Source organism: Mannheimia haemolytica (assembly GCA_900638155.1).
Taxonomy (GTDB): domain Bacteria; phylum Pseudomonadota; class Gammaproteobacteria; order Enterobacterales; family Pasteurellaceae; genus Mannheimia; species Mannheimia glucosida.
The window spans coordinates 1,906,813-1,919,798 of the sequence record LR134495.1; the positions used below are offsets into that span (position 1 = coordinate 1,906,813).

Here is a 12,986-nt window from a genome sequence, read left to right on the forward strand (position 1 = left end):
GCAAAAATAGGCAAGAAAATAACCGCTTGTTATTTTGCCATAAAAAATCCGCATCATTTGATGCGGATTTTTGTTTAATGTAGTTTCATTGTTGGTCTCAAGAAACGGTTAATTTGCCCTACCAACACAATCAAGCCGGTTTTGACACAGCCGTGTAATGCCACTTGGTGCATTCGATAAAGCGAGAGGTAAGCCAAGCGGGCAATTTTACCTTCAATAAACATATCACCGCTCACTAAATTCCCCATTAGGCTGCCCACCGTGCCGAATTTTGAGAAGGAAAGCAGTGAGCCTTTATCGTTAAATCGAAACGGCTTCATCTCTTTTCCTTCTATCAATGCCACAATATTTTTACCACATCGGGTTGCCATTTGGTGGGCTGCTTGTGCTCTGGGTGGAATTGGCTTGCCATCTTGAATTAATGATGCACAATCGCCAATGACAAACACCGACTCATCAACGGTCGTTTGTAGCGTGTCTTTAATCTCAATTTGGTTCAAGCGGTTAGTTTCAAAACCAAATTCACGGGTAATTTCAGGGGCTTTCACGCCAGCCGCCCAAACCATAATATCCGCCTCAATTTTCTCACCTAAACGGGTCATTAGCCCATCTGGACGAGCTTCGGTAATCATCGTACCTAAACGCACCGAAACACCGGCTTTTTTCAATTCGTGGAAAGCAGAAACCGACACTTTCTCCGGTAATGCCGGAATTAAACGAGGGCCAGCCTCAATTAAAGTCACTTTCAAGCTGGCTCGATTTAATTTACCAAAACCGTAAGAATTTAAATTCTTCACAACGTGGTAAAGCTCGGCTGAAAGCTCAATACCTGTTGCTCCACCGCCCACAATCGCAATTTTTACATCTTTATTTTCACTATGTGAAAAACGTAAAAACAGCTCCATCATGCGTTTTTGGAAATCTTTTGCCTGCTCTGAGCCATCTAAGAAAATGCAATTCTCTGCAACCCCTTTAGTGCCAAAATCGTTAGATTTACTGCCGATCGCGATCACTAATTTGTCATAACTGATATGGCGTTCTTTAACGAGAAGTTGGTTTTGATCATTATAAATCGGAGCGAGTGAAACCGTTTTCTTCTCTCTATCTACCGCCACCAGCGTACCTTGCTGAAATTCAAAACTATGATTTTTAGCGTGAGCCCGATAGCTTAACGCATCAGTTCCCTCATCAATAGTACCAGTTGCCACCTCGTGCAACAGTGGTTTCCATAAATGCGTTGCATTGCGGTCAATCAGCACCACTTTTGCCTTTTGCTTACGCCCTAATTTGTTGCCCAGATAGGTTGCAAGCTCCAAACCGCCTGCACCGCCACCTACAATTACAATTGTTTCCATAAATACTCCGGAAATAAAATTAAAAATAAAAACTACGGCAAATTGTAGGCGTTTAAATGGGAATGTCTAGCTAAATCATAACATTCTCTTAACTTTTATCCACCTTAACTGTTCTCTACAAAGTGGAGCGGGGTTTTACATAAGCGGCAAATATAGCTTTTTTTATCTCGCATCACGGCATTATGTCGGCGAATGGAAAGCTGGTGAGTCTGGCAGGCACATTGGTAACTAAATTGCTGCTGCACACTTTGGGTATCAAAACAATGGTAAATTTCCGCCGGTACACCCAGTACAGTTTCCATCATCATTTTCCACTCTTTACCGTGAGATTGTACCCGCCCAAAGTGTTGATAAACCAAGATATGAGCCAATTCGTGCGGCACAACTTGGCGGATAAATGCCTGTTCATTCTCTTGCAATAACACAGGGTTAAACCGCACTTCGTTGCGTTCAAGATAAGCAACACCGGCTTTTACACCACGCATCGCATAGCTAATGGTTGGTGGCGTAAAAGTGGTATTAAAATAGTGATTTGCACGTTCAAGATCACGCTTTAATTGGCGTTGAACCTGCATTTTCAGTTGGCGAAGATCTGCCATTAACGTGGGCAGTCCATCGGTTGAAATGCCTTATCATAGCAAATATACAGCTCATCTTTGCCGCCACCTAAATAGATGTTTTGCAAATGAGGGTTATTCGCTCGCATCCAGTTAAAAAGTGCTAATTTAGACATTTCGGTATCCGGTAATTTGAGCTGATTAAATAGCTCTTTTTGTTTGGCGAAGTAATCATTCGCTTGGTTAAAGGCACAAGCACCGTGTTTTTCCCATTCGCCTTGCAACAAAGTTGCCCCCGGCGATTCAGCTAAATATTGCTTAATCGTCTGCTCTGCCACCATCGGCAAATCGCCTTGGCAATAACGAGGGTGTTCATCAACACTTCTTGCCTTGCCACTTTGCGGCCATAAGCCATGAATAACCCAACCAAAATCTGCTGAGCCACCACATTGATATTCCAAATGAGACGGAATTTTACCGTGATTATTTCGCTTTTGTTTTTGGCAAAACGCAGGCGACCACGACAACGCTAAGGTGTAATAATCGGTATCTACAATATGCTGTTTCAAACGGTCGTTTTTCATCTGCACATCATAGTTACCCAATGATGAAGTTGAAACTTGATGAGTCTGGCTACTTCGGGTAGATTTTTCCTGTGCTTTTGAAGGCTCTTTTTTATCAAAAAAGCTAAAAATTTGAGAAATGATTGCCAACACAACAATGACAATCAAAGAAACTAATTTTTTCTGGTTCATAAATATAAAATCTTAAAGTATAGAAATATTAGGTCAAACGCCCCTAACAAGCGGGCATATTTTAGCGTTTTTTTGCAAAATTTTCCGGTATTATGTAGCAGTTGCACAAAACCCGAGATTTAATCTTAACCGCAGTAAAGTTTCTGATGTCCTTAGCTCCCAAAATAGAGTTAAGGGCATTTCTTTTATCTCATTTTAGCTGATTTCTCCACGTATTACATAAAATTTCCTTACCGCAGACGAAGCCAATCCGCTCAACCTTATCAAAGGTAAGCTGATTTCCCTGCACTTAACTTTCAGTTAGTTTTGCAGTTAAAAAACTAAGCAGCCAACAGTTCTTGCTCGTATCTCATTCGTTCGTTGAGGTTTTTAAAGTAAGCTTGGGAAATTTCTTCGGGACTGAAAGCTGTCATTCCAATTAGCTCTTGCGAGCGATGATTACCTTGCCAATAGCCCACCCATTCCCTTAATGGCAATACCCATAAGCAACGTTTGAGAATGTCACTGAATAGGTCGCCATTAGATTTTTGGCGGTTATCTGACATGAACGCTGCTTGATTGGCGTAATGTAAGGCATACTTGTTATCGCATTTGTGATGTACACCACGATGTAAATCACGGAAACGAGCGTTAAAGGACTCTGCTAAATTGTTGTTGATGCCTTTTGCACTGTAACATTCTTTATGATTCACACTCCAGCGAGTGTAATGGAAATCCAAACCTTCATAGGCTGCATTTTCATCACACATAATATCGCTGCCTTGTTTCACGAATTGATGATTTAACGCCAAAACGGTCTTGGCATTTTCAGTGTAGTCCATTGCCACGATGGTTCTATTTGAACCCCATAGATTTTCATCATTAGAAGCACGTTGATTTAAGCTAATGATACAACGTTTAGTCGGTCTGAATTTTGGAAATTTCCGTCCTTTTTTATCGGCTTTTTGTTTCTGTTTATGGGCGTTTTTAGCGAAGTTAGTTGGACGTAATTTGAAATTAATCCACGCACCGTCTTCGTGAATTTCCCCTTGCAATGGCGTTAAATCACGAGTTTTGAATAGGGCTTCACGCAGTTTATGACAAAGTACGAAAGCAGTTTTATAGTTGATGTTTAAATGTCTGCTAAGGCTGATAGCTGAAATGCCTTTGACTTCATTCGCAAAGAGTAGAATTGCCGCTAGAATATCAACAAACGGTAATTTATGAAAAGCAAATGCTGTATTAGTCGTAATATAGAAGTGGCGTTGGCAATGTTTGCAACACCAACGTTTGCGAGATTGAAGAAAATAAGCATTGTGGCGGATTCCGCAATGTGGACATACTACGTCCGTAATATCGTTAGAATTTCCCCAGCGGTTGGTTTTTAAAAGTTGAAAGGCTTCGTCTTCGCTTAAACGAAAGATTTGTTTGAGATTTAAATTTTTAGATTTGCTTGAAAGCAGATAATGCTGCGCCATAAGTATTCCTTGTGTGTACAAGGTACTCAAAGCTAAACACTAGACATAAAAAATTGCCCACCTGAATTTCAGGTCGGCTCAAAGCGTTTTTTTAATTGCTTCGAATACCGTACTACACGCCACAGGAATGGCGCTATTAATAACCTTAATAATCAATATCAGGCACAGTGTGACTTTAATAAGCCACTATGCTGTGTAATTACAGCAAATATGCTACTTAAAGGAGCATACAGATAAACAAATGGTGTTCTAGCAAATTATTTATCTTCAAGATAAAAGAAGATTTGGTAATCGTAGAATAAATTGGGTGCAAGAAAAAAGCAACCTATTTAGGTTGCCTTTGTGAGGACAAGTTATTTCTAATTTATTTAATCAATACTAACCTGATTTCCTCTAATACTAACAATGTAGTTATGAGTAATATATTCGGCATTACCTGAGAATTTATTACCAACAGAATTTGCCATAACTCTACATTGTTTTATACCATTTTGATCGGAAATTTCTTTTGATTCAAAAGATGAAAATGCGATGAAGTTACTTCCTCTAGTGGTTTCTTCTGCGACCTCACCTAATCCTTCAAGCCCTCTCATAAGACCGTCCCAAAGAGGATTTGAACGGTCAATACCATTTGAAGCACGGTCAAGTAAGTTCTGAGCTAAATAATTAACCTGAACATTTTTCCTTCTTACGCCATCATTGATAAATCGGCGAACAGTTTCCTCTACAAGATAATCATCACATTCAATACTTTTTTGAAAAGTTGGAATGGTTTGTAAAGGAGAAATGGACGGGACTAATACATCAATACTAAACGCTGTTGCGATAACAGGGAAAATATATTTTCCAAATCGATGAAAAGCCATCATTATTCTCCTTGCTGTTCAGTTTTTTCAGGTTCTTTTTTTCTTGCATTAGACCACGAGCTAAATAATTCTTTAGGATAAATCAATGCTATTTTTATATATGTTTTTAGGAACTCACCTGAGTTTGCATCAAGATGTTCTGTTCTACGGTGAGCAATATAGCAGCCGACGATAAGATAGAAATAGATAAACTCTTTCATTTTATTCCTTACTTAATAAGTATTTAATTTATGCGGTTTCAATTTAATTTGGATAGAGTTAAAAATTCATAGAGTCAAGAATTTTACAAGGTGATTTTCTTGTAATAATGATTGGGTTAGGAACATTACCTGTCCCTAAATGCCCTGAATTCACAATATGTAGTTTTTTCCCATTGAGTACGAATTCATAGGTTGAAACAACAAGAAGCCCATTATTGTGCGTCGAGGATTCACATTTTTTATATTCTTGATTTTGTTTGAGTTTTATATTGTGAGCTTTTAGTTCTTTTTCTAAGATTTCCATTGAGCCATCATGGGTGATTTCATTAGATTGTATTAACGCATTAGCGCTAAGTGTCTTAAAGGTCATTTCATTAGAAGTGTTTAGCTTAATAGGAGAGTTAGTATTTTTCCCTTGAGATAAATTCACTAAACTGTCATAGAAAGATGAGCCTGTCGCATGGTTATTATTTCCAATTCTATTCTTAAGAAAAACACCTTGTGAAATATCTCTAAGCCCATTCGCAACTTCAGCACAAGAGGTTAAACTTAATCCAAGCATGACCGTTGTCAGTAATTTTTTCATTTAAATCGTCCTCATTTACATTGCACATTGAGCAATGGATTGTTTAAAGCTATAACCATTTTCCGTGATGAAATCGGAAACTAAACATTGGTTATCCTTGCATTCAAATGAATATTTGAGCGTTACCTTTGTGCTTTTATCATTTTTCATTCGGAATGCTGCCATCTGTACTTTATCAGCAGCGACTTTAAATTTAGGTTGGCTAGGATTCCAATCTTGTCCTGCGCCATAAATCGTATATCCTCCTAAGCACAGTGAATCAAAATCCTCTTCTGATTTATCATGCTTTTTAGCCTTTGCAATAACCTTTTTGAAATCTGGTGTAACGTATTTTTCTAAATGACCGTAAGGGTTATTGATACCACTCTTATGATAAATTTTAGTAAGAGTATCAAGTTTGGCTTGATCCAAATTAGATTCAGCAAGCACGTTTGTTGCAATCGTCATTGCCACTAAGGGAAATAATAGCTTTTTCATCACGCTCAAATCCTTTAATTACATTAAAATTCAGAACTAGGGAAACGTATTCCTAATTTAGGGAAATTTACCTTCAATTTAGGGAAAATTTCTGCTGATATAGGGAAAATTTGTATGCACTTATGGTATAGTATGTGGGAAAATTGATGTAGTAACTAACAATGTGCATCAATCTACACTAGTTGTGGGTATGCTAATCAATGAGTGGGTAAACAATGAATATCAATGAAAAAATTCGGAAGATACGTGAAACTAAAGCGTGGTCACAAGAGCAAATGGCAGAAAAGTTGAATATGTCATTAAATGGCTATGCCAAGATTGAACGTGGCGAAACAAAGTTATACTTGGATAAACTAGAACAGATCGCACAGATTTTAGATATTGATATTGTTGAGTTAATTCAATCAGGTGAGAAAAATATCTGCTTTCAGATTGAATCACCATTAGGTTCTGTGTATCAAGGTGTAGGAGAATCTTCGCTATTGATCGAGATTGAGCGATTGAAGTTGGCTCTTTCCCATGCTAATGAGAAAGAGAAACTATTGAATAAGCTTTTTGAACAGAAGGATAATGAAATTAAGGCATTGAAAGATTTAATACATTCCTTAAAAAAGTAAGTTAATAACTTATTTTATAGGAATAAATATTATTCATATTAAAAAACAACTAATTATATTTAAAGGAATTAAAACATGACAGTTAGAACTTGGGATAGTGATTATCCACAAGATTTGGAGTTACCACCGCAAGATGCTATAGAGTTCAACAAAGAAGCCTATCGAATGGTAAGTAAAGAAACCCCAGATATGAGTGATTTTTTAGCAAGTTTTAAAGACTCAAAACAGAAAAACTATACGCATTGCAAAGGAAGACCTGAATTTTATGCTACTTCTTTTTTTAATTCTCTTGATAAAGCTAAAGAGATGTTAGTTTTAAGACCCAATGCTTTTAGAGGAAAATTTATTGCTGTCGGAACTATTAGACCTGAGCATGGAAAAGGAATTGAGAATCATATGAGTGGGCATATTTCTATGTGGTTTTATCAGGGGGTTTATCCTGAAGGATTTGTAAGAGCATGAAAAAAATATTATTTTTAGAAACAGACTTCGGTAAGTTATTTTACCATAATGTATATGCATTTTATGGTGAACCTGTTGTTTTTACAGCATTTAATGAATATAGACAGTTTTTCTTTTGTTATAGTCTGGGTTTAGATGATGAACAAGAAAATGATCTATGGCTAATCATGCCTATATCCGAAGATAAAAAGAATCGTTTAGAACAAAAAGATATACCAGTTATCGCAATGATGAAAGGGGATGGGTGTGAACATATTAAATTAATTAAATTAAATTTGGAAACAGGAATAAAAGAAGAAAGTTGGATTTCAACTAGAAATTATCCTTATTTAATGCCTAGTGATAATGTTTATATTACTGAAAATATTAACTGGGATGATACTCGCCCTTATACTCATAAGATAAGAATTGATGCTAGAAACCTTACAAGCAATAAACTTAATGAAATAACAATGCTTTTTAGCAATGTTATTAAGTCTATTTTTTCTAAGAATAATGTAAGAGTTAATCTTTTCCCACAAGATGCAATTCACGGTTCTTTTGTTTTTAGAGTAAAAACAAAATATGAAGGAAACGCAAGACAAGAAGACAGAGATAATTCCTATTCTGATTTATTAGATTTTAATGATATTAATAGATTTGAGGAAATTCTAGATAATAAATCTCTTGATATAAAGTCAACTTGGAAATTATTACACCTGATTAAATCTTATAATGGAGTAATTCAATTTATTGATGAAAATACTACAAAAAAATTATTAGATATAAACTCTGAACTTGCAGGGAATCTATTAAATTTAGTTGATTCAAAATTAGATAGTTATCTTGATAGTACAATGGTTCCACAAGCTAATGATCTTGATAGAATTAAAAAATATTTAGACATACTGAAATCGGATAATGTTGTAACTGAAGATAGACTAGGCGTTTCTGAAAGACAAATTAATTATTATCGTGATGCTTGTTACTTATTAGGGTTAATTAATGAAAAATATAATTATTTAACTCCAATAGGTAATAGAATAACAGAGATAACAGATCAGAATGAATACTTAAAGATATTAAAAAGACAGTTCGAAAATTCAGAATGTGGTTACTTATGGATGAAGAATCAGCAAGTTGCGACTATCTTAGACATAGATCCCGATTCCGCTGAGCAGTTTTTATTAGATAATGCAAGTGGATTAAGTAATACCACTTCTAGAAGAAGAGCATCAACTTTAAAAATCTGGGTTACTAAGTTTAAAACTATTCAATAAAATAAATAGCATAGTAAATATATTTTTACTATGCTATTTACTAAGCTTGTAAATTGTTTATTCTGTCTATAGCTAATTTTACTGCTTCTAAAGAAATATCATTTCCCTTGAATTTTCTATTTAAATACGTTGCTGCAATACCAACAAACCCAGAACCACAAAATGGATCTATGACTATATCATTTTCTATTGTACTTTGTTCAATGAGAATCTTTGCTAAATTAACAGGCTTTTCAGTCGGATATCCTTTAACTATTCTTTTTTCAACTAGAATATCTGGAATAGATAAATTGTTTAACTTTCTTTTTCCTTTTTCAAAAAATAAGATAAATTCATATCTAGCTCTATAATGGTAACCCATGCCTATAGCAACTTTATCCCATATAATAGGTTTCCAAAATTTAAAGCCAACTTTTTCAGCTATAGGTTTTATTATAAACATAGTTTCCTGATCACAAAATAGATAAAAATGGCTATTCTTTTTCAAAACTCGATATATTTCAGTAAATAATTCTTCGAACCGTTGATTGGGGAAAATCTCAAACCATTGGTTACTTGAGGATTTACTTTGCTTTAAACGAGTAGTTGTCCCTACTTTTCTATGTTTTTCTAGTGATTCATAAGGTGGATCTGTAATAACTAGATCGATAGACGATGCATCCAGAGTTTTTAACCAATCTATAGCATCTTGGTTATTAATTTCATTGTTATATTTCATTGTTACTTAATTCGCTCAAAATAATTTTTGAAGTTTTCTTCAAAATACGTTTTCCTAATTCATTTACAGAACGATAGTGATCAAGTAATTCCGATTCATCTTCATCCAAATCAATTTTATTTTCTTCTAAATACATTTTACCTTTACTTAATAATAACCAATTTAAATTGATGTTAAATTTATCAGCAATTTTTGATAGAAATTCTGAACTTGGTTCACGCTCACCACTAAGATAGTTATGTAGAGTTCTTAAAGGTATATCTACTAGTTCTGCAAATGCTTTAATTGAAATGCCTTGTATCTCAATCACAATCCGTAATCGTTCTCTAATGCTCATTTTGGCACTCCTTATTGACAAAAAATGCAATTTATGGCATCATCAAAATATAAAAATGCCCAATATGGCATTATAACTATTTTTCAAGCAAACTGTAAATCTGTTATGACCCAGCACTTCCTTTTAACCAGCAAAGCTCGAACGCTTTCGCCTATCAAGATAGCTTGTCTATCTGATGCGGAAGCGTTTTCAATGCTATGCGATATTCGTTGGGGAAGTGAAAAGCATGTCGTATGCCCTAAATGCGGTGTACGACATCAAGCCTACTTTATCTCTACTCGCAAGCAGTGGCGATGCAAACATTGTAAGCATACCTTTAGTATTACCTCAGGGACGATTTTTGCGAATCATAAGCTGCCGCTTCAAACCTATCTATTTGCTATCGCCTTATTTGTAAATGCGGTAAAAGGGATTTCCGCTTGCCAGCTCTCTCGTGATTTGAATGTACAGTACAAGACAGCATTTACGCTGGCTCATAAGATTCGTGAAAGCCTGATTGTACAACGAGAGCTATTCCCCCTAGTAGGCGAGGTACATATTGATGGAACGTATGTTCATTCCGCCCCTCGCCCAAAGAATAAAAAGGCGGAACGTGTGGATAGACGATTAAAAGAAAATACCAATCCAAACAAGCGTGCGGTATTAGTGATGCGTGAGCGTTATTCAGAACAGGAAACATCTTCTAATCCGCAATTAGTGGGTGCAAAGAAAACCATCACTTTCCCTATTCTCTCAGAGAACACAGAAGCGGTGAAGAAGTTAGCTCAAGCGTACATTGAGCCAAACAGCCGTATTTATGCGGACGAAAACGCAGCCTACGATGAATTGATGGTGAATTACGACCTACAACGAGTAAACCATCAACGTGAATATCGTAGTGATGAAGGCGTTACTAATAACCTTGCGGAAAGTTACTTTGCACGTTTCAAACGTATGTACTATGGACAAGTTCACAAAATGAGTAACGTTTATCTTGATAATTATGCCAATGAAGTTGCCTATCGTGAAGATACTCGTAAACTAGATAATTTAACCATTTTCAATGATATCACCAGTAAATGCCTCAGTACGTCATCAGATAATGCTTGGAAAGGCTATTGGCAAGGCAATCATAGACAAGTAGAAAGGCTGGTAATGTAATGGCAAAGAAAATCTATTTAAGTCAAATTCAAGCAAAAATTGACCGCTTGCAGCGTGAGCGAAAACAAGTGCTAGAACACCTTACGTTAGTGGAAGATAAACTCAATAAGCTACAAGCTGCTATTGAGATTATGCAAGAAGAAGCGCTAACTGATGAATACAATACGGAGCTTTATACTTATCAAACTCATAAACGCCATTTCAAAGGCAAGTTACGCCAAATGGTACTGGCAGAGATGAAGGCTCAACCAAACCATGATTTTACCGTTAATGAATTGATTAAGCTCATTCTTATTCGAGATGGACAAGAACCAATCATTCAACCGCAGCATACTGTTTCTGTTCGTGGTGCATTGAAACACTGGCTTAATAAAGGTGTCGTCGAACGATTAGCATTAAAAGCAAATAATGTACGGTGGAGATTGAAAGCGTAACTGTTAATTAGTTTTCAAGGTTTTTAACCGCCAATGAAACCCTGCACGCTCAATTAATCCTTTTTTCTCCAACCGCAACAACATTCTTTTGACTGCTTTATAATGGTTATCGCCAACATCGACAAATTGTAGCTACCCCACTAATCGTAATGCCTGTTCTGCTATATCTCCACATACCAACCACGTCCCCTGATTTTCCTTTAATACTTGTGCGATTAAACGAGTAGTAATCACAGACTGACTTTTCGGTGTTTTTGGCATAAATGGAACTGCCAACTCGCTAATCTCTTGCGTTAAAAGTTGCATTTGCACCGTTAATAAATCTTGTTTTTCTTTCAGTTGAAGCAACCGTTCGACTAACTCGTGTTTGAGTAACTTTTGTGTCATAATAAAAAATCCCTATTGAGTGAAAATTTCAATAGGGATGTTAATGTTTTCAAGCGGTTAAATCTTTGTGCAACTGCTACATAATACCGAAATTTTCGCTAAATTACACCGCTTGTAAGCCTAGCCGAATCCATTTGACCAGTTCATCGGCTTCTTCAATCGCTAATTCCGGAATGCTCCAGTAGTGCATTTTTTGCACTTTTCCTTTAGCAAAATAGTGAAATTGTTCGGCATTTTCAGCTAAGAATAACGGCAAGGTTTGCGGATTAGCTTTGACAAAAATGCGATAATCTTTGCTGATAATAGCGACAATTTTATTATCAAAAAACAAGCAATATTCACCAAACATTTTTTTCGAACGCAAACCGGAAATCGGGCTTAGTTGATCTAACAGGAAATCCATAAATTCTGTATCAGCCATTGTGATTTCTCCTCGCAAGATAATTCGGGTTATAATACACAAATTACAGGGAGAATGATATGAAAGTTGGATTAGTGCTGGAAGGCGGTGGTTTACGTGGTATTTTTACCGCCGGTGTGTTAGATGTGTTTTTAGATGAAAATATTCATATAGACGGGGCAATCGGCGTTTCCGCCGGGGCGTTATTTGGCGTGAACCTGCCTTCAAAACAAAAAGGCAGAGCGTTGCGATATAACAAAAAATACGCTAAAGATAAGCGTTATATGGGGTTACACAGTTTGCTCACCACCGGCAATATCGTTAATCGAGATTTTGCCTACTATGAACTTCCTTCTAGGCTCGATCCGTTTGACCAACAGGCATTTGAGGCTTCCGGTATGGACTTTTGGGTCACCGTGACGAATGTCGAAACAGGCAAACCCGAATATATCAAAATTGACAATGTGTTCGAGCAAATGGAAGCCTTTCGAGCCACGTCATCAATGCCGATTGTATCCAAAATAGTGGAAATTGAGGGTAAAAAATATTTAGACGGTGGGGTGTCAGACAGTATTCCGGTGCAGAAATTTATTGAAATGGGATATGACAAAATTATCGTGGTGCTTACTCGCCCACTTGAATACCGTAAGAAACCAAGCTCGATGTGGCTGTTTAAACGTTTTTATAAAAAATATCCGAAATTAGTGCAACGCTGGGAAAACCGCTATGCGGAATATAATCAAGCTGTTGAGCAGATTATTCAACTCAATGAAAAACAACAGATTTTTGTGATTCGTCCAAGCAGAACAGTCAAAATCAGCCGTTTGGAAAAAGATGTAGACAAAATCCAAGGAATGTACGATTTAGGGGTAGAAGATGCCCGAAATGCGTTGGCTGGCTTGAGAGCATATTTAGCCAAATAAGCAAATTCTATTTGCCTAAAACGTTCAAAAAATATATTATAGACGTCTAGACGGAA

General features: G+C 36.4%; 17 protein-coding genes and 1 pseudogene. 6 read left to right on the top strand and 12 right to left on the bottom strand.

Going from position 1 to position 12,986, the window contains the following annotated elements:
• Positions 1-74: 74 nt before the first annotated feature.
• The 8 genes from EL242_RS09365 to EL242_RS09400 form a co-directional block, all read right to left on the bottom strand.
• Entirely contained in the window at positions 75-1,355 is a 1,281-nt protein-coding gene (locus EL242_RS09365; protein ID WP_126302371.1) for an NAD(P)/FAD-dependent oxidoreductase, read from the bottom strand.
• Between the two features lie 104 nt (positions 1,356-1,459).
• Positions 1,460-1,954 carry a SprT family zinc-dependent metalloprotease gene (locus EL242_RS09370; RefSeq protein ID WP_126302372.1) on the bottom strand — a complete coding sequence of 165 codons (495 nt, stop codon included), beginning with the start codon at positions 1,952-1,954 and terminating at the stop codon, positions 1,460-1,462.
• Positions 1,954-2,667 carry a ribonuclease T2 family protein gene (locus tag EL242_RS09375; protein ID WP_126302373.1) on the bottom strand — a complete coding sequence of 238 codons (714 nt, stop codon included), beginning with the start codon at positions 2,665-2,667 and terminating at the stop codon, positions 1,954-1,956. The genes EL242_RS09370 and EL242_RS09375 overlap by 1 nt, the downstream gene beginning before the upstream one ends.
• A 320-nt stretch (positions 2,668-2,987) precedes the next feature.
• A complete protein-coding gene (locus EL242_RS09380; protein ID WP_126302374.1) occupies positions 2,988-4,124 on the bottom strand; it encodes an IS1595 family transposase in 1,137 nt (378 codons plus the stop codon).
• Between the two features lie 368 nt (positions 4,125-4,492).
• Positions 4,493-4,993: a hypothetical protein gene (locus tag EL242_RS09385; protein WP_232019669.1), complete on the bottom strand. Its 501-nt coding sequence runs from the start codon at positions 4,991-4,993 to the stop codon at positions 4,493-4,495.
• Positions 4,993-5,190, bottom strand: coding sequence for a hypothetical protein (locus tag EL242_RS09390; protein WP_126302375.1), 198 nt, complete (start codon positions 5,188-5,190; stop codon positions 4,993-4,995). The genes EL242_RS09385 and EL242_RS09390 overlap by 1 nt, the downstream gene beginning before the upstream one ends.
• 58 nt (positions 5,191-5,248) lie before the next feature.
• The gene (locus EL242_RS09395) at positions 5,249-5,776 is read right to left on the bottom strand and encodes a hypothetical protein (protein ID WP_126302376.1); all 528 of its coding nucleotides are present in this window, start codon (positions 5,774-5,776) and stop codon (positions 5,249-5,251) included.
• 15 nt (positions 5,777-5,791) lie between these two features.
• Positions 5,792-6,253: a hypothetical protein gene (locus EL242_RS09400; RefSeq protein WP_126302377.1), complete on the bottom strand. Its 462-nt coding sequence runs from the start codon at positions 6,251-6,253 to the stop codon at positions 5,792-5,794.
• A 215-nt stretch (positions 6,254-6,468) separates the two neighbouring features.
• Here EL242_RS09400 and EL242_RS09405 point away from each other — a divergent pair, with 215 nt between their 5' ends.
• The 3 genes from EL242_RS09405 (at position 6,469) to EL242_RS09415 (ending at position 8,591) form a co-directional block, all read left to right on the top strand.
• Positions 6,469-6,870, top strand: a complete 402-nt coding sequence (locus tag EL242_RS09405; RefSeq protein ID WP_126302378.1) for a helix-turn-helix domain-containing protein — start codon at positions 6,469-6,471, stop codon at positions 6,868-6,870.
• Positions 6,871-6,945: 75 nt separating this feature from the next.
• Complete coding sequence (locus tag EL242_RS09410; protein ID WP_197720729.1) at positions 6,946-7,332, top strand: hypothetical protein; 387 nt, start codon at positions 6,946-6,948, stop codon at positions 7,330-7,332.
• The gene (locus tag EL242_RS09415) at positions 7,329-8,591 is read left to right on the top strand and encodes a DUF6575 domain-containing protein (protein WP_021117063.1); all 1,263 of its coding nucleotides are present in this window, start codon (positions 7,329-7,331) and stop codon (positions 8,589-8,591) included. Before EL242_RS09410 ends, EL242_RS09415 begins: the two co-directional genes overlap by 4 nt.
• A gap of 40 nt (positions 8,592-8,631) precedes the next feature.
• On the opposite strand, the gene EL242_RS09420 is transcribed toward EL242_RS09415, so the two are convergent.
• Both EL242_RS09420 and EL242_RS09425 read right to left on the bottom strand, forming a co-directional pair.
• Positions 8,632-9,309: a DNA-methyltransferase gene (locus EL242_RS09420; protein WP_021117062.1), complete on the bottom strand. Its 678-nt coding sequence runs from the start codon at positions 9,307-9,309 to the stop codon at positions 8,632-8,634.
• The gene (locus EL242_RS09425; RefSeq protein ID WP_021117061.1) at positions 9,299-9,646 is read right to left on the bottom strand and encodes a helix-turn-helix domain-containing protein; all 348 of its coding nucleotides are present in this window, start codon (positions 9,644-9,646) and stop codon (positions 9,299-9,301) included. The genes EL242_RS09420 and EL242_RS09425 overlap by 11 nt, the downstream gene beginning before the upstream one ends.
• A 105-nt stretch (positions 9,647-9,751) precedes the next feature.
• Between EL242_RS09425 and EL242_RS09430 the strand changes: the two genes are divergently transcribed.
• Together EL242_RS09430 and EL242_RS09435 are read left to right on the top strand one after the other, a co-directional pair.
• Complete coding sequence (locus tag EL242_RS09430; protein ID WP_126302747.1) at positions 9,752-10,786, top strand: IS1595 family transposase; 1,035 nt, start codon at positions 9,752-9,754, stop codon at positions 10,784-10,786.
• Positions 10,786-11,220, top strand: a complete 435-nt coding sequence (locus tag EL242_RS09435; protein ID WP_126302379.1) for a DNA repair protein — start codon at positions 10,786-10,788, stop codon at positions 11,218-11,220. The genes EL242_RS09430 and EL242_RS09435 overlap by 1 nt, the downstream gene beginning before the upstream one ends.
• 3 nt (positions 11,221-11,223) lie before the next feature.
• On the opposite strand, the pseudogene EL242_RS09440 reads toward EL242_RS09435, so the two are convergent.
• Both EL242_RS09440 and EL242_RS09445 read right to left on the bottom strand, forming a co-directional pair.
• A pseudogene (locus EL242_RS09440) lies at positions 11,224-11,607 on the bottom strand (hypothetical protein).
• Positions 11,608-11,710: 103 nt separating this feature from the next.
• Positions 11,711-12,028: a TfoX/Sxy family protein gene (locus EL242_RS09445; protein WP_126302380.1), complete on the bottom strand. Its 318-nt coding sequence runs from the start codon at positions 12,026-12,028 to the stop codon at positions 11,711-11,713.
• A 59-nt stretch (positions 12,029-12,087) separates the two neighbouring features.
• Here EL242_RS09445 and EL242_RS09450 point away from each other — a divergent pair, with 59 nt between their 5' ends.
• The gene (locus EL242_RS09450) at positions 12,088-12,930 is read left to right on the top strand and encodes a patatin family protein (RefSeq protein ID WP_126302381.1); all 843 of its coding nucleotides are present in this window, start codon (positions 12,088-12,090) and stop codon (positions 12,928-12,930) included.
• Positions 12,931-12,986 lie beyond the last annotated feature (56 nt).

What these genes read in the sequence shown, in the direction of transcription:
- EL242_RS09365 (WP_126302371.1), bottom strand. Translation starts at nt 1,355, where the DNA reads ATGGAAACAATTGTAATTGTAGGTGGCGGTGCAGGCGGTTTGGAGCTT.
- EL242_RS09370 (WP_126302372.1), bottom strand. Translation starts at nt 1,954, where the DNA reads ATGGCAGATCTTCGCCAACTGAAAATGCAGGTTCAACGCCAATTAAAG.
- EL242_RS09375 (WP_126302373.1), bottom strand. Translation starts at nt 2,667, where the DNA reads ATGAACCAGAAAAAATTAGTTTCTTTGATTGTCATTGTTGTGTTGGCA.
- EL242_RS09380 (WP_126302374.1), bottom strand. Translation starts at nt 4,124, where the DNA reads ATGGCGCAGCATTATCTGCTTTCAAGCAAATCTAAAAATTTAAATCTC.
- EL242_RS09385 (WP_232019669.1), bottom strand. Translation starts at nt 4,993, where the DNA reads ATGATGGCTTTTCATCGATTTGGAAAATATATTTTCCCTGTTATCGCA.
- EL242_RS09390 (WP_126302375.1), bottom strand. Translation starts at nt 5,190, where the DNA reads ATGAAAGAGTTTATCTATTTCTATCTTATCGTCGGCTGCTATATTGCT.
- EL242_RS09395 (WP_126302376.1), bottom strand. Translation starts at nt 5,776, where the DNA reads ATGAAAAAATTACTGACAACGGTCATGCTTGGATTAAGTTTAACCTCT.
- EL242_RS09400 (WP_126302377.1), bottom strand. Translation starts at nt 6,253, where the DNA reads ATGAAAAAGCTATTATTTCCCTTAGTGGCAATGACGATTGCAACAAAC.
- EL242_RS09405 (WP_126302378.1), top strand. Translation starts at nt 6,469, where the DNA reads ATGAATATCAATGAAAAAATTCGGAAGATACGTGAAACTAAAGCGTGG.
- EL242_RS09410 (WP_197720729.1), top strand. Translation starts at nt 6,946, where the DNA reads ATGACAGTTAGAACTTGGGATAGTGATTATCCACAAGATTTGGAGTTA.
- EL242_RS09415 (WP_021117063.1), top strand. Translation starts at nt 7,329, where the DNA reads ATGAAAAAAATATTATTTTTAGAAACAGACTTCGGTAAGTTATTTTAC.
- EL242_RS09420 (WP_021117062.1), bottom strand. Translation starts at nt 9,309, where the DNA reads ATGAAATATAACAATGAAATTAATAACCAAGATGCTATAGATTGGTTA.
- EL242_RS09425 (WP_021117061.1), bottom strand. Translation starts at nt 9,646, where the DNA reads ATGAGCATTAGAGAACGATTACGGATTGTGATTGAGATACAAGGCATT.
- EL242_RS09430 (WP_126302747.1), top strand. Translation starts at nt 9,752, where the DNA reads ATGACCCAGCACTTCCTTTTAACCAGCAAAGCTCGAACGCTTTCGCCT.
- EL242_RS09435 (WP_126302379.1), top strand. Translation starts at nt 10,786, where the DNA reads ATGGCAAAGAAAATCTATTTAAGTCAAATTCAAGCAAAAATTGACCGC.
- EL242_RS09445 (WP_126302380.1), bottom strand. Translation starts at nt 12,028, where the DNA reads ATGGCTGATACAGAATTTATGGATTTCCTGTTAGATCAACTAAGCCCG.
- EL242_RS09450 (WP_126302381.1), top strand. Translation starts at nt 12,088, where the DNA reads ATGAAAGTTGGATTAGTGCTGGAAGGCGGTGGTTTACGTGGTATTTTT.